The 13,949-nt window shown below is 64.9% G+C and carries 14 protein-coding genes; 11 read left to right on the forward strand and 3 right to left on the reverse strand.

Going from position 1 to position 13,949, the window contains the following annotated elements; translation table 11 throughout:
• Nucleotides 1-182 precede the first annotated feature (182 nt).
• Nucleotides 183-1,049 (reverse strand): branched-chain amino acid aminotransferase, encoded by an 867-nt coding sequence (locus tag L0V05_RS05720; RefSeq protein WP_234869121.1) that lies wholly within the window; start codon nucleotides 1,047-1,049, stop codon nucleotides 183-185.
• Between the two features lie 242 nt (nucleotides 1,050-1,291).
• Here L0V05_RS05720 and L0V05_RS05725 point away from each other — a divergent pair, with 242 nt between their 5' ends.
• The 8 genes from L0V05_RS05725 (at nucleotide 1,292) to L0V05_RS05760 (ending at nucleotide 9,432) form a co-directional block, all read left to right on the forward strand.
• Nucleotides 1,292-2,533: a lipase family protein gene (locus tag L0V05_RS05725; protein WP_234869122.1), complete on the forward strand. Its 1,242-nt coding sequence runs from the start codon at nucleotides 1,292-1,294 to the stop codon at nucleotides 2,531-2,533.
• A 100-nt stretch (nucleotides 2,534-2,633) separates the two neighbouring features.
• The gene (locus tag L0V05_RS05730; protein ID WP_234869123.1) at nucleotides 2,634-3,143 is read left to right on the forward strand and encodes a MarR family winged helix-turn-helix transcriptional regulator; all 510 of its coding nucleotides are present in this window, start codon (nucleotides 2,634-2,636) and stop codon (nucleotides 3,141-3,143) included.
• Nucleotides 3,140-3,844: a response regulator gene (locus L0V05_RS05735; RefSeq protein ID WP_234869124.1), complete on the forward strand. Its 705-nt coding sequence runs from the start codon at nucleotides 3,140-3,142 to the stop codon at nucleotides 3,842-3,844. The genes L0V05_RS05730 and L0V05_RS05735 overlap by 4 nt, the downstream gene beginning before the upstream one ends.
• 154 nt (nucleotides 3,845-3,998) lie before the next feature.
• Nucleotides 3,999-4,925, forward strand: a complete 927-nt coding sequence (locus L0V05_RS05740) for a histone deacetylase family protein (protein WP_234869125.1) — start codon at nucleotides 3,999-4,001, stop codon at nucleotides 4,923-4,925.
• Nucleotides 4,922-5,158 carry an exodeoxyribonuclease VII small subunit gene (locus tag L0V05_RS05745; RefSeq protein WP_234869126.1) on the forward strand — a complete coding sequence of 79 codons (237 nt, stop codon included), beginning with the start codon at nucleotides 4,922-4,924 and terminating at the stop codon, nucleotides 5,156-5,158. The genes L0V05_RS05740 and L0V05_RS05745 overlap by 4 nt, the downstream gene beginning before the upstream one ends.
• A complete protein-coding gene (locus tag L0V05_RS05750; RefSeq protein WP_234869127.1) occupies nucleotides 5,155-6,024 on the forward strand; it encodes a polyprenyl synthetase family protein in 870 nt (289 codons plus the stop codon). Before L0V05_RS05745 ends, L0V05_RS05750 begins: the two co-directional genes overlap by 4 nt.
• A gap of 31 nt (nucleotides 6,025-6,055) precedes the next feature.
• Complete coding sequence (gene dxs, locus L0V05_RS05755) at nucleotides 6,056-7,969, forward strand: 1-deoxy-D-xylulose-5-phosphate synthase (protein WP_234869128.1); 1,914 nt, start codon at nucleotides 6,056-6,058, stop codon at nucleotides 7,967-7,969.
• 194 nt (nucleotides 7,970-8,163) lie between these two features.
• Nucleotides 8,164-9,432 (forward strand): MFS transporter, encoded by a 1,269-nt coding sequence (locus L0V05_RS05760; protein WP_234869129.1) that lies wholly within the window; start codon nucleotides 8,164-8,166, stop codon nucleotides 9,430-9,432.
• On the opposite strand, the gene L0V05_RS05765 is transcribed toward L0V05_RS05760, so the two are convergent.
• Nucleotides 9,374-10,213, reverse strand: a complete 840-nt coding sequence (locus L0V05_RS05765) for an SDR family oxidoreductase (protein WP_234869130.1) — start codon at nucleotides 10,211-10,213, stop codon at nucleotides 9,374-9,376. The two genes, L0V05_RS05760 and L0V05_RS05765, sit on opposite strands and share 59 nt — an antisense overlap.
• Nucleotides 10,214-10,347: 134 nt before the next feature.
• Here L0V05_RS05765 and L0V05_RS05770 point away from each other — a divergent pair, with 134 nt between their 5' ends.
• Both L0V05_RS05770 and L0V05_RS05775 read left to right on the forward strand, forming a co-directional pair.
• Nucleotides 10,348-11,829: an AMP nucleosidase gene (locus L0V05_RS05770; protein WP_234869131.1), complete on the forward strand. Its 1,482-nt coding sequence runs from the start codon at nucleotides 10,348-10,350 to the stop codon at nucleotides 11,827-11,829.
• 150 nt (nucleotides 11,830-11,979) lie between these two features.
• Nucleotides 11,980-12,267, forward strand: a complete 288-nt coding sequence (locus L0V05_RS05775; protein WP_234869132.1) for an HU family DNA-binding protein — start codon at nucleotides 11,980-11,982, stop codon at nucleotides 12,265-12,267.
• A gap of 93 nt (nucleotides 12,268-12,360) precedes the next feature.
• On the opposite strand, the gene L0V05_RS05780 is transcribed toward L0V05_RS05775, so the two are convergent.
• Nucleotides 12,361-12,978: a glutathione S-transferase family protein gene (locus L0V05_RS05780; RefSeq protein ID WP_234869133.1), complete on the reverse strand. Its 618-nt coding sequence runs from the start codon at nucleotides 12,976-12,978 to the stop codon at nucleotides 12,361-12,363.
• A gap of 82 nt (nucleotides 12,979-13,060) precedes the next feature.
• On the opposite strand from L0V05_RS05780, the gene L0V05_RS05785 reads away from it, so the two are divergent.
• Nucleotides 13,061-13,762 (forward strand): helix-turn-helix transcriptional regulator, encoded by a 702-nt coding sequence (locus tag L0V05_RS05785; protein ID WP_234869134.1) that lies wholly within the window; start codon nucleotides 13,061-13,063, stop codon nucleotides 13,760-13,762.
• Nucleotides 13,763-13,949: the final 187 nt, after the last annotated feature.

Below are 13,949 nucleotides of genomic sequence, written 5' to 3' on the forward strand. Positions count from 1 at the left end.
CGCGCTGTCAAAGATCTGCCGAACAGCCTGCATCGGATGGTCTGCGCCTGGGCACGAGCGACGCTGAGTTGGCCAAATCCGTGATCGAGGGCTGAAGCCGATCCTGTGAAGCGAAGCGGCCCGGATCATGTGATCCGGGCCGCTTCGTAGTTCTTGGTCGCAGCTTTACCGCTGATCTCGTGTCAGGCCCGCACGAGTTTCTCGTAGTCCAGCGCCACGCGCCGGACCAGTTCGCCGACCTCGAAGTTATAGTCGCCGATCTGGCCGACGGGCGTAACCTCTGCGGCCGTTCCGGTCAGCCAGCACTGCTCGAAGCCTTCCAGTTCCTCCGGCATGATGTGCCGCTCGTGGACCTTGATCTGCATGTCCTTCAGCATCCCGATCACCGTCTGGCGGGTCAGGCCGTTCAGGAAGCAGTCGGGCAGCGGCGTGTGCACTTCGCCGTCCTTGACGAAGAAGATGTTGGCGCCGGTCGCCTCGGCCACATAGCCGCGATAGTCCATCATCATGGCGTCCGAGCAGCCCTTGGCCTCGGCTGCGTGCTTGGACATGGTGCAGATCATGTAAAGGCCGGCGGCCTTGGCGGCCGACGGGATGGTCTCGGGCGAGGGGCGTTTCCATTTCGAGATGTCGAGCTTTGCACCCTTCATCTTAGCATCGCCGTAATAGGCGCCCCATTCCCAGCCGGCGATGGCTAGCCGCACGGGGTTTTTCGCGGCGGAAACGCCCATGTCGGGACCTGCCCCGCGGAAGGCGAGGGCGCGGACATAGGCATCGGTCCAGCCGTTGGCCTTCAGCATGGCATATTTCGCCTCTTCGATCTGCTCGACCGTGTAGGGGATCGGCATGTCGAGAAGCTCACCAGACTTCAACAGTCGCTTCGAATGCTCGACGCCCTTGAAGATCTTGCCGTTGTAGCAGCGCTCGCCTTCGAAAACCGACGAGGCGTAGTGCATTGCGTGGGTCAGGATATGCACCTTGGCATCGCGCCACGGCACCAGCGCGCCATCAAACCAGATCCAGCCATCGCGATCGTCATATCCTGCCATTTCAAGCTCCTACCTCGGTAGCGTTTTGCAAATCTTGCGCCAACCAAGTCCAAACGAGACATAAAGTTGCGCGAAATCACCGTCGAGCTATCAGTTGATTCCCGGAAAGTCAATAAAGCTGACGTAAATCCCGCGTCGCGCGATGCCGTTGGCGGGAAAGCCCGTATTGCGCCCCGCCCGTCTTACGGGCAGACCTGACGCGCGGCGGAGTCCGCGTCAAATGCCGGAACCGGAGCCGCAGCATGTCACTTTCAAATGCCTTTTCCTTTGCCGTCGCGCTGACGGTGGCAACTGGGCCCGCCCTGGCCGAGGGGGTAACGGTCGGCCCGCAGGGGCTGGCTTTCTACGATGCGCCCACGCTCCCGGCCAATGGCAAGGCAGGCGATGTCCTGCAGGCCCGCCCCCTTGATCCGACCATGACCATGGCCTTGCCGGATGCAGGGCGCACGACCCTGGTGATGTACCGGTCGCAGGACCCGTTCGATGCGCCCGTGGCGGTCACGGGAACCGTGTCCGTTCCCAAGGGCGTTCCGCCCGAGGGCGGCTGGCCTGTCATTGTCTGGACCCACGGCACGACCGGTCTGGCCAATGTCTGTGGCCCCTCGCGGGACGATGCCGATGGACCGGAGCACGGATACATCGAGGTGATCCGTGGGCTGCTCGACCAGTTCGTGGCGCAGGGATATGCCATCGTCGCGACCGACTATCAGGGCTTGGGAACCGGTGACTTCCATCCCTTCCTTCAGGGCGTGCCCAACGGAAAGAATGCCCTCGACATGCTGCGCGCGGCGCGGGTTCTGGAACCCGGCATCGGGACACGCTTTGCAGTCATGGGCCATTCCCAAGGGGGTCATGCCGACCTCTTCACCTCGGCTGAGGCGCGGGATTACCTCGGGTCGGGTTATGACCTCGTCGGCAACATCGCGATGGCGCCGGGATCGCAGATTGCCGACCGTATCGAGATGGTCCGCAAGTCGGGCAACGTCGAACTGTCGCTGCCCTACACAATGTATGTGATGACGTCCTATGCGCGGACCTACCCTGAAATAGACCTGTCGCGCATTCTCACGGAACAGGCGATCGAGGCGCTTCCCCAGCTTTATGTCCAGTGCATGACCCATGCCCTGACGCAAGGCTACTGGTCGACCGCCATTGCCAGCGAGCAGTTCCTGCCTGCACCCGACTTCGACCCCCTTTACGAAGCGGCCGCCCTGAACGAACCCGGCGAGCAGACGATCCCGGTGCCGACGCTGATCCTTCAGGGCAACAAGGATGTCACCGTCTTTCCTCAGGCCACAGATATGCTTACGCGTCAGTTGTGCAGCCGGGGCAACGACCTTGAGTATCGTGTCGTCGATGGCGCGGACCATGACGGCGCAATGGTGCTTGGGGCACCGACAGCACTGTCATGGATCGCCGAGCGCTTTGCCGGAAAGCCCTCGACACCCAATTGCGATGAACTGCCGAGCGCCTATACCCCCTGACAGGTCGTCGCGGCTTGCCTTCGGGCTGGACCTTGAGGCTGAGCCGTCGGATACTTGAGGTTCAAGGGCCGGAACGGCCAAGAGCAGACGCGGGGGCAGCATGGCGGACGGCAAGTCGGCGCAAGGCGGGGGCGAAAGCCTGCTCTTCCTTACGGACGAGCAGCTGCGCAAGGGCATCGAGGCGATGTTCTTTGCCTATCGCGGCTTTACGGCTGATCCGGACCGCATTCTAGAAGGCATGGACTATGGCCGGGCGCATCACCGGGCCATCCATTTCATCCATCGCAGCCCGGGGACGACGGTGAACAACCTCCTGTCGATCCTGGGCGTGACCAAGCAAAGCCTGAACCGGGTGCTGCGAACCCTGATCGAGGACGGTCTGGTGGACAGTCGCGTCGGTCGGCAGGACAAGCGCGAGCGGCATCTTTACCTGACAGAGAAAGGTGCGGCGCTGGAGCGGGAGCTGTCGGATGCGCAACGTGCGCGCATGCGCGCGGCATATCGCGCCGCGGGGCCGGAGGCGGTGAAGGGGTTCCGCACTGTGCTCGAGGCGATGATGGATCCCGACCAGCGCCGGCAGTATCAGGGCCTTAAGGAGAGTGGGCCATGACTGCCGACCCTCAGCCGCATCTTCTGATCGTCGACGACGATGAACGCATCCGGGGTCTTCTGCAGAAGTTCCTGATGCGCAGCGGCTTTCTTGTCAGCGGCGCGCGGGATGCGGCGCATGCCCGGCGGCTGCTTGCCGGGCTGGAATTCGACCTGATCGTCCTGGACGTCATGATGCCCGGCGAGGATGGCATCAGCCTCACCCAGTCGCTCCGGCAGCATCTGATGACGCCGATCCTCTTGCTGACGGCCAAGGGCGAAACCCAGAACCGCATCGAAGGTTTGGAAGCCGGCGCGGACGACTATCTTGTGAAGCCCTTCGAGCCGAAGGAGCTTCTCTTGCGGATCAATGCCATCCTGCGCCGCGTACCGCAGATGCGCGCCGCGGAAACCGTGCCTAAGGTGCTGCATCTGGGGCAGGTGCGCTATGACGTGGACCGCGGCGAATTGTGGAACGGCACCGACCTTGTGCGTCTGACGGCGACCGAGGCCGCCCTGATGCGGATCTTCGCAGCCCAGCCCGGCGAGGCGGTGACCCGCGAGAAGCTGGTTGGCGATCTGGGTCGCGACGAAGGACAAGCGCAGGAGCGGGCGGTGGACGTGCAGATCACCCGTCTGCGCCGCAAGATCGAGGCCGATCCGAAGCAGCCGCGCTATCTGCAGACGGTACGGGGCGAAGGCTACATGCTGGCGCCGGATTGAGTGTGGCAGGCGCCGAGGCGAGGTTTCGCGTCTCCACGCCGGCCAAAGCTCGGGCATTCCTCCCTGGACTGCTGGACAGGAGCATTCTTTTGACGCTCTTCACACCCGTGGGATATCTCCAGACGGAAGACACACAATCGAGTCGGGGGCACAGTTGACCACAGCTTACTTCCACCACCCGAGCTATGCCGCGCACCGCACGCCGGAGGGTCATCCCGAGCGCAGCGCCCGGATCGAGGTGGTCGAACGTGCGCTTGCCTCCAAGGAACTTGACCGACGCGAGGCGCCTCTGGCGCAAGAGGCCGATCTCCTCCGATGCCACCCGCAGCGCTATCTCGACCGGATCCGCGGCGCTGCCCCGCATGTCGGTTTGGTGCAGTTGGACCCGGACACCTGGATGGGGCCAAAGTCGCTGGACGCGGCGCTGCATGCGGTCGGCGGGGTGACGGCGGCGGTCGACCTTGTTCTGGACGGAAGCGCCGCGAATGCGTTTGTAGGCTGCCGCCCCCCGGGCCATCATGCCGAACGCGAGACGCCCATGGGCTTCTGCCTGTTCGGCAATGTGGCAATCGGTGCAAAGCGGGCGCTCGACCACCACGGGCTTCTTCGGGTCGCGGTCGTCGACTTCGATGTGCATCATGGCAACGGCACGCAGGACCTGCTTTGGGACGAAGAGCGAGTGTTGTTCATCTCGTCCCACCAGATGCCGCTCTGGCCCGGCACCGGAGCGGCGGGCGAACGCGGTGCGCATGGGCAGATCCTGAACGTGCCGCTCAAGCCGGGATCGGGCGGAGCCGAGATGCGGCGCGCCTACGAGACGGTCGTTTTGCCCCGCATCGCCGCCTTCGAGCCGGAACTGATCCTGGTTTCGGCCGGGTTCGACGCCCATGCAGACGATCCTTTGGCCGCGCTCGAGTGGCGCGAAAGGGACTTTGCCTGGCTGACCGGGCGCATCTGCGACCTTGCCGAAACCTATGCCGGGGGGCGGGTGGTCTCGGCGCTTGAGGGCGGCTATGATCTGGACGCGCTGGCAGCGAGTGTCGCGGCGCATGTGGATGTCTTGAGGGAGCGGGGCGCATGACGGCCGATCTGTCCGCGATGAGTTTTGAAGAGGCGATGGCCGAACTGGAAAAGGTCGTGACCCAGCTGGAAAAGGGGGATGTGGCCCTCGAGCAGTCGATCGCGCTTTACGAGCGCGGGGCGGCGCTCAAGGCTCATTGCGCCGAGAAGTTGCGTCAGGCCGAAGAGAAGGTCGAACTGATCCGCGCGCAGGAAGGCCGTGCCGTGGGCACCACCCCGGCGGAGGGGCTGTGACCTTTCAGACCGCGCTGAACGCAGCGTCAGAGACAGTTCTGGCGCGGCTTGGCAAGGCGCTTGATGGCCGTGCTGACCTGCCCCTTGTCCATGCGATGCGCTACGCCTTGCAGGGGGGAAAGGGGATGCGCGGCTTCCTCGTTCTGGAAAGCGCTGCGCTGTTCGGCGTGAAGGCCGAGGTGGCGGTCAGCGCTGCTGCAGCCGTCGAGGCGCTACATGCCTATTCGCTTGTCCATGATGACCTGCCCTGCATGGATGACGACGACTTGCGCCGGGGACAGCCGACGGTCCACGTCAAATGGGACGAAGCGACGGCGGTTCTGGCCGGGGACGCCCTGCAGACGCTTGCCTTCGAGCTCCTGACCGATCCTGCTCTGGGAAGTGGCGATGTCCGGGTGGCATTGGTCGCTGGTCTTGCGAAGGCTTCGGGTTCCGAGGGGATGGTGCTGGGCCAAGCGCTCGACATTGCTGCCGAGACGGCAGGCCGACCGCTGACGCTGCCCGAGATCACCACACTTCAGGCTGGCAAGACCGGTGCCCTGATCCGTTGGTCGGCCGAGGCCGGCGCGGTGATTGCCGGTGCCGATCCCGCTCCGCTCGGCCGCTATGCCGCGGCCCTGGGCCTTGCCTTCCAGATCGCGGACGACATCCTTGACGTGGAAGGCGATGCGGCGAAGACCGGCAAGCGCCTGCGCAAGGATGCCGAGGCCGGGAAGGCGACTTTCGTCTCGCTGCTTGGGCTGGATGGCGCCAAAACGCGGGCCCGGGCGCTGGTGGCAGAGGCCGAGGCGGCGCTGGGCCCCTATGGCGACAGGGCCGCGACCTTGATCGATGCCGCGCGCTTCGTTATTGCGCGCGAGAACTGATGCGGCGCCGCTGGGGCGCGAGAAGGCAGGCATGACCGACCGACCGATGACCCCGATGCTCGACCGTGTGACGCTGCCCGCCGACCTCAAGGCGCTGTCGGATCGCGAGCTTCACCAGCTGGCCGACGAACTGCGCGCCGAGACCATCAGCGCCGTGTCGGTGACGGGCGGGCATCTTGGCGCCGGGCTGGGCGTGGTCGAACTGACTGTGGCGCTGCACGCCGTCTTCGATGCGCCGCGCGACAAGATCATCTGGGATGTCGGCCACCAATGCTATCCGCACAAGATCCTGACCGGGCGCCGCGACCGTATCCGCACCCTGCGTCAGGAGGATGGGCTCAGCGGCTTCACCAAGCGCGCCGAAAGCCCCTATGACCCCTTCGGCGCCGCGCATTCCTCGACTTCGATCAGTGCCGCACTGGGCTTTGCCGTGGCGCGTGACCTTGGCTGCGATGGCGGCGATGCGATCGCGGTCATCGGCGACGGCTCGATGAGCGCCGGCATGGCCTTCGAGGCGATGAACAACGCCGGTCATCTGAAGAAGCGGCTGATCGTTATCCTGAACGACAATGAAATGTCGATCGCCCCACCGGTCGGTGCGCTGTCATCCTACCTGACCCGTCTTTACGCCGAGGGTCCGTTCCAGGAGCTGAAGGCCGCCGCCAAGGGCGCGGTCAGCCTGTTGCCGCCGCCCTTCCAGGAAGGCGCGCGGCGCGCGAAGGAAATGCTCAAGGGCATGGCCGTCGGCGGAACATTGTTCGAGGAGCTGGGCTTTTCCTACATCGGCCCGATCGACGGGCACGACCTCGACCAGCTTCTGCCCGTCCTGCGCACCGTCAAGGCGCGGGCGCAAGGGCCGGTCCTGATCCATGTGCTGACGAAGAAGGGCAAAGGCTATGCCCCGGCCGAGGCGGCGCGTGACCGCGGCCATGCCACCGGAAAGTTCGACGTGCTGACCGGGGCGCAGGCCAAGTCGACGCCGAATGCGCCCTCCTACACGAAGGTCTTCGCGCAAAGCCTGATCCGCGCAGCCGAGACCGACGAGAAGATCGTCGCGGTGACTGCTGCCATGCCTGATGGCACCGGGCTCGATCTCTTCGCCGAGCGCTTTCCGCGCCGCTGCTTCGACGTGGGCATCGCCGAGCAACACGCGGTGACCTTCAGCGCCGGGATGGCTGCGGCGGGGCTGAAGCCCTTCTGCGCCATCTACTCGACCTTCCTGCAGCGCGGCTACGACCAGGTCGTGCACGACGTGGCGATCCAGCGTCTGCCCGTCCGTTTCGCCATCGACCGGGCCGGGCTCGTCGGCGCCGACGGCGCGACCCATGCCGGCGCCTTCGACGTGGCGTTCCTCGCCAATCTGCCGGGCATGGTGGTCATGGCTGCAGCCGACGAGGCTGAACTGGTTCACATGGTCGCCACCGCGGCAGCGCATGATGCCGGCCCGATTGCCTTCCGCTATCCCCGCGGCGAGGGGGTGGGGGTCGACATGCCGGCGCGGGGCATTCCGCTCGAGATCGGAAGGGGACGGGTCATCCGAGAAGGCGCGCGCGTCGCACTCCTCTCCTTCGGGACGCGGCTGCGCGAAGTTCTTCTGGCGGCCGAGGCGCTGGCACAGCGCGGCATTGGCCCGACCGTCGTCGACGCCCGCTTTGCCAAGCCGCTTGACCGCGACCTGATCCTGCGCCTGGCGCGTGAGCACGAGGCGCTCATTACCATCGAAGAGGGCGCGGTTGGCGGCTTTGCCAGCCATGTCGCGCAGCTTCTGGCCGAGGAGGGCGTCTTCGACAAAGGGCTCAAGTTCCGCTCGATGGTCCTGCCTGATACCTTCATCGATCAAGCCAGCCCCGAGGCGATGTATGCCACCGCTGGCATGAACGCTCCGCAGATCGAGGCGAAGGTGCTCGAGACACTGGGCGTGGCGGTGGTGGGAAAAAGGGCCTGAACCCCAGTTCAGCGCAATCCTAAACACGAAAGCTGTGTGCGGTCTGATGCGCCAGCCATTCCCCAGGCACATCCCGGCCATGCAACCGGCGAAGCCACTCTGCCCTTGCCGACGAATGTTTCCGCGCGTCAAATGAAGCGCGAAGTCTGATCTTTCCTTTGGCGGCATGCCGTCGCCCTGCCGGAGCCTCTCCCTTGTCCAGCATCGATTGCGTGCCTACCGGGCGCATGGTCCCCGTTCGTGCGAACCCCTTCCTTGTTCACCTCGCACTGGCGATGGGTGGCTTTGCCATCGGCACGTCGGAATTCGCCGCCATGAGCCTGCTGCCCTATTTTGCGCCGGACCTGCAGATAGATGAGGTGGTCGCGAGCCACGTCATCAGTGCCTATGCGCTTGGCGTTGTCGTAGGTGCGCCGGTGCTTGCTGTGCTGGGTGCGCGCATGTCGAGGCGGCGTCTGCTCATCGCACTGATGCTGGCCTATGCAGTGGCCAACCTGCTGACAGCCTTCGCCGCAAGCTATGGGCAGATGCTGGCCGCGCGGTTTCTGGCGGGACTGCCGCATGGCGCCTTTTTCGGAGTCGCGGCGCTGGTGGCCGCAAGTGTTGTCGGACCGAAAGAGCGCAACAAGGCAGTCGCGCGGGTGATGATCGGTCTGACGGTGGCGACGGTGCTGGGTGTGCCTTTCGCCAACTTGCTCGGTCAAAGCATCGGTTGGCGATGGGGCTTCGGCCTTGTGGCGATCCTCGCCTGCCTGACGGCGACGGCCGTGTTCTTCAAGGCGCCCAAGGATGCCCCCAGGCATGGCATCAATACGCTTTCGGAACTGGGCGCCCTGGCCAATCGGCAGGTTCTTCTGACCCTGGCAACTGCGGCCATCGGTTTCGGCGGGTTCTTTGCCGTCTATACCTATGTCGCCTCGACGCTGATCGACGTGACAGGCGCCGGCGAGTCCGCCGTTCCGCCGGTGCTTGCTCTGATGGGGATCGGCATGACGCTTGGCACGCTGCTTGCGGGCTGGGGCGCCGACCGTAACCCGGTCGTGACCGCCTGGACGATCCTCGGGGCCTCGTTCCTTCTGATGCTGGTCTACCCATCGACCACAGGGAATGTCTGGCTGATGGCGCTGGTCCTGTTCGGGATCGGGCTATCCGGGGGGTTTGGCACGGTTCTGCAGACCCGGCTCATGGATGTTGCGGGCGAGGCCCAGACGATGGCGGCTGCGATGAACCATTCCGCATTCAACGTGGCTAATGCCCTTGGCCCGCTCTTCGCCTCGATGGCGATTGCGGCAGGCTACGGCTTGCAGTCATCGGGTTATGTGGGGGCGGCGCTCACCGCGGCAGGGATGGTTGTCTATGGTCTGACCCTGTGGGATGCCCGGCGCAGCCCGCGCTGGCGGATCGTCACTCCCTATCGAGAAGCGAACGAAGCCCTTCCCGATAGGTCGGATAAAGCAGCCTGACGCCGAGCCGCTCCTTGATCCGGTCATTCCTGACCCGCTTGCTTTCGGCGTAGAAGCTGCGGGCCATCGGCGTCATGTCCGCCTCATCATAGGCGATGGATGGCGGGCGCGGCAGGCCGAGGAGTTCCGCGGCATGGATCAGCACGTCCTCGGGCGGGGCCGGATCGTCGTCGCAGACATTGTAGATCGCGCCCGGATCGGGGGCGTGGATCGAAGCCTCCAGCACCTGTGCTATATCCTCGACATGGATGCGGCTGAACACCTGCCCCGGCTTGATGATCAGCCGCGCCGTTCCGTCACGCACCTTTTCGAACGGCCCGCGACTGGGCCCATAGATCCCCGCCAGACGGAAGATGTGGAGCGGCAGATCGAGGGCCCGCCACTCTGCCTCGGCCGCTACCCGCTGGCGCCCGCGCTCGGTGCCGGGGGTCAGGGGCGTGGTTTCGTCGACCCAGCCGCCCTGATGATCGCCATAGACGCCAGTGGTCGAGAGATATCCGACCCAGTTCCATTTGTGTGCCGCGATCAGCGGGCCAAGCTGGCGCAAGGCCGGATCGCCCGCGGTATCGGGTGCGATCGAACTGAGAAGATGCGTCGCTTCGGCGATCGCCGGGCCCGCGTCCTCGCCCCAGATCAACGGCTCCACGCCTTCTGCCGCAATCTCTGCCACATGGTTGGCGCTCCGCGTCGTGCCGATGACCCGCCAGCCTTGCGGGATCAGCCGGCGGGCAAGCGCGCGGGCAGAATAGCCGTGGCCGAGCGAAAGAAGGACGGGTTGCATGCGCCGGTTATCGGCGGCGCGGCGCCAAGGTGCAAGCCTGTCATCGTCCCGACACCGGATTGCGGCAGGGAGGAGCACTTGCACCAGCGACCCGGTTTCGTGTTAGATGCCGGATCAAACTTCGGGACCCCGAGATGAAAGACGATCAGACCCTGCCGATCCTGACCCCGCCTGCGCTGCCGCACGAGGCTTTCACCGATGCCGCAGCCGCCGTGGAACGGCTGGAGAGAATCTATAGAGACGCGACGGCCTTTCTCGTCGAGCAGTTCAGCAAGGCAGTCAGAAGCGGCCGGCCACAAGCGAGGGTGCGCGCCTTCTACCCCGAGATCCGTCTGACGGTCGGCACCTATGTCAAGGTCGACAGCCGCCTGAGTTTTGGCCATGTCTCGTCGCCCGGCACCTATGCCACGACCGTCACGCAGCCCGAACTGTTCCGGAACTACCTGGTCCAGCAACTTGGCCTTCTCATCCACAATCACGGCGTGCCGGTGATCATCGGTCCTTCCGAGACCCCGATCCCCGTCCACTTTGCCGTCGCGGGCGAAAAGGGCGTGACAGTGCCGCATGAAGGCGTGCTGGACTTCAGTCTGCGCGATGTCTTCGACGTGCCCGACCTGGCCACCACCAATGACGATATCGTCAATGGCCGGCAGCTGGAGAACGCGGACGGTTCTTTCCCGCTTGCACCCTTCACGGCGCAGCGGGTGGATTACTCTCTGGCGCGGCTCACGCATTACACTGCCACGGACCCTGTGCATTTCCAGAACCACGTCCTGTTCACCAACTACCAGTTCTATGTCGACGAGTTCGAAGCCTTCGCCCGCGCCGCACTTGGCGATCCGTCGAGCGGCTACACCTCCTTCGTGGCGCCGGGGAACCAGGAGATCACCAGCCCCGATGCGGACATCGCGCTGCTGACCAAGCTGCCGCAGATGCCCACCTACCACCTCAAGCGCCTCGACGGGCAGGGGATCACGCTGGTCAACATCGGTGTCGGCCCCTCGAACGCCAAGACCGCGACCGACCATATCGCCGTTCTGCGCCCCCATGCCTGGCTGATGGTCGGCCATTGCGCTGGCCTCAGGAACAGCCAAAGCTTGGGCGATTTTGTCCTGGCACATGCCTATGTCCGCGAGGATCACGTTCTTGACGACGATCTGCCGGTCTGGGTGCCGATCCCGGCACTGGCCGAGATCCAGATCGCGTTGCAGCAGGCGGTCGCCGACGTGACGCAGCTCGACGGATACGAGCTCAAGCGCATCATGCGCACGGGCACGGTTGCCACCATCGACAACCGCAACTGGGAGCTGCGCGACCAGTCCGGCCCGGTCGCCCGCCTCAGCCAGAGCCGCGCCATCGCGCTGGACATGGAAAGCGCAACTATCGCCGCGAACGGGTTTCGCTTCCGTGTGCCCTACGGCACGCTTCTCTGCGTCAGCGACAAGCCGCTCCATGGCGAGCTGAAACTGCCGGGGATGGCCAGCGAGTTCTACCGCACCCAGGTGGCTAGCCACCTGCAGATCGGGGTGCGGGCGATGGAGCTTCTCCGCAACACGCCGATCGAAAAGCTGCACAGCCGTAAACTGCGCAGTTTCGAGGAGACGGCCTTCCTTTAGGACCGTTCCCGACTTTCCGAAGGAGAAAGGCGGCGTTTCAAGGCGAAATCGCTTGATTTGCGCGTCAAAACCCTGTCGAACGGGCGGCATCGCCCCGACCGCGGGGCTAGGATGACCCCGTGCATCGGGGCAAGAACAAGGAGACAGGAAATGTCGAAACCAATGACCAAGACGCAACTGGTCGCCGCGCTGGCTGAAGAAATGGGATCCGACAAGAAAACCGCCTCGGCCGCGCTTGACGCCATTGCGGCCCTCGTGTCCCGCGAAGTCGCCGCTGGCGGCACCGTGACCCTGCCGGGCCTCGGCAAGGTCGCCTGCAAGTCGCGCCCCGAGCGTCAGGTCCGCAACCCGGCCACCGGCGAGACCATCACCAAGCCGGCTGACAAGCAGGTGAAGTTCTCGATCGCCAAGGCGCTGAAGGACAGCGTCAACGGCTGATCCAGCCCCGCCGCTTGCGCGACGTGGAACCAGGTCAGGGTCGCCTTTCGGCGACCCTTTCCTTATGGAGGTTGACAGGCACCGGACGGTGGCTCAGGCCGCCCACCGCGCCATCGCCGCAGCATCGCGCGCACGCGCCCTTTCGGCAGCGGGACGGGATTTGCAGCGCTCGACCCAGTCGCGGATCGCCGCGCTGTCCGGCGTGATCTGCGGTGCCCAGATGAAGGGCGAGTGCAGGAGCAGGTCCACCGTCGTGAACCGGTCCCCCATCAGCCATGGCCCCTTTGCAAGCGCCGTCTCGAGGCGGGCAAAGACCTCTGGCAGGCCGCGCAAGCTGGCCTCGAAGCCCGGATGCGAAAGGCCGCAGAGATGGGCGATTATCACCGGCTCGACCACGCCCGCGTACCAGAACATCCAACTCAGGTAGCGCCCGCGCTGCGGATCGCCTTGCGCCACACCAAGGCCGCACTGCGGATAAAGCCCGGTCAGATAGAGCAGGATCGCCGCAGTCTCCCAGATCTCGACCCCGTCATGAACCAGAAGCGGAACCTTCCCCTCGGGATGCGGGTTGTTGGGGTCGCGCTTGCCTGTTCCGCTCATCATCCGTGGAATGTCCACCTCGACGATCTTGATCTCCGGTGGGTTACCCAGTTCCTCGATCAGGGACAGGACGCGCGACGAACGGCTTTGCGGGGCGTGGTACAGGGTCATCATCGCCGGGGTTCCTTTGCTCTGGCGGTTTCCGATGCCCTCTTTATGCTGCACCTCTGCTGACAGTTTCCGGCAGGAGGCCATGTCCCGCTCCGATCGCCTTTTTCGTCTGCTCGACACGCTCCGCCGCCTGCCGCAGCCGGTCACGGCTGCGCGGCTTGCCGAGGAAACCAGCGTCTGCCTGCGCACGCTCTATCGCGACATCGACACGCTTCGGGCGGGCGGGGCGCTGATCGATGGCGAGGCAGGGTTGGGCTATACGCTGACTGAGGATCCCGCCCTGCCGCCGCAGATGTTCGACCGGCTGGAGGTCGAGGCGCTGGTGCTGGGGCTGGCCGAGGTGCGGCTTCTGGGCGATCCCGAATTGGCCCGCGCCGCCGAAGGCGCGATGGCCAAGATCACGGCCACCTTGCCTGAGCGTGTCCAGCGGCAGGCGATCCACGCGGCGCTCATGGCCTACCGCTTCGAACGGCGCCCGCCGCCTCCGCCGCATATGGCGCAGATCCGTCAGGCGATCTGGGATGAGCGCGCGATGGACATCGCCTATCGCGATCAGGATGGCACCGAGACTCGCCGCAGGATCCTGCCGCTAGCCATCGTGTTTCTCGACAAGACCCTGCTCCTGCTTGCCTGGTGCAACCTGCGGCAGGATTTCCGCCGCTTCCACCTGTCGCGTATCGCTGAAGCGCACTCGACCGACGACAGTTTCCGCCCCCGCCGTGTGCCTATGCTGCGCGCCTTCATACGGCAGCTCAGAGGCGAACAGGCACCCGTTCGCACATAGGTTGTAACAATTCCTCACAGAAGCTTGGAGTGACAGAACGCTTCCTCTGCGTCAGTGTGACGGCATGGGGGCATGCCGCCTCCGCTGGAGCCCGAGGGGGGCGACCATGACTAGAACCGATTTCAAGCTTCTGACCCAGACGGTCAGCCTTTCGATGCCGAAGATCCGTACCATTTCCAAGGCCGCG

The sequence above is a fragment of the Alitabrizicola rongguiensis genome (assembly GCF_021491355.1).
Lineage (GTDB): Bacteria > Pseudomonadota > Alphaproteobacteria > Rhodobacterales > Rhodobacteraceae > Aliitabrizicola > Aliitabrizicola rongguiensis.

What these genes read in the sequence shown, in the direction of transcription:
- L0V05_RS05765 (WP_234869130.1), bottom strand. Translation starts at nt 10,213, where the DNA reads ATGCAACCCGTCCTTCTTTCGCTCGGCCACGGCTATTCTGCCCGCGCG.
- L0V05_RS05720 (WP_234869121.1), bottom strand. Translation starts at nt 1,049, where the DNA reads ATGGCAGGATATGACGATCGCGATGGCTGGATCTGGTTTGATGGCGCG.
- L0V05_RS05780 (WP_234869133.1), bottom strand. Translation starts at nt 12,978, where the DNA reads ATGACCCTGTACCACGCCCCGCAAAGCCGTTCGTCGCGCGTCCTGTCC.
- dxs (WP_234869128.1), top strand. Translation starts at nt 6,056, where the DNA reads ATGACCGACCGACCGATGACCCCGATGCTCGACCGTGTGACGCTGCCC.
- L0V05_RS05745 (WP_234869126.1), top strand. Translation starts at nt 4,922, where the DNA reads ATGACGGCCGATCTGTCCGCGATGAGTTTTGAAGAGGCGATGGCCGAA.
- L0V05_RS05785 (WP_234869134.1), top strand. Translation starts at nt 13,061, where the DNA reads ATGTCCCGCTCCGATCGCCTTTTTCGTCTGCTCGACACGCTCCGCCGC.
- L0V05_RS05775 (WP_234869132.1), top strand. Translation starts at nt 11,980, where the DNA reads ATGTCGAAACCAATGACCAAGACGCAACTGGTCGCCGCGCTGGCTGAA.
- L0V05_RS05725 (WP_234869122.1), top strand. Translation starts at nt 1,292, where the DNA reads ATGTCACTTTCAAATGCCTTTTCCTTTGCCGTCGCGCTGACGGTGGCA.
- L0V05_RS05770 (WP_234869131.1), top strand. Translation starts at nt 10,348, where the DNA reads ATGAAAGACGATCAGACCCTGCCGATCCTGACCCCGCCTGCGCTGCCG.
- L0V05_RS05730 (WP_234869123.1), top strand. Translation starts at nt 2,634, where the DNA reads ATGGCGGACGGCAAGTCGGCGCAAGGCGGGGGCGAAAGCCTGCTCTTC.
- L0V05_RS05735 (WP_234869124.1), top strand. Translation starts at nt 3,140, where the DNA reads ATGACTGCCGACCCTCAGCCGCATCTTCTGATCGTCGACGACGATGAA.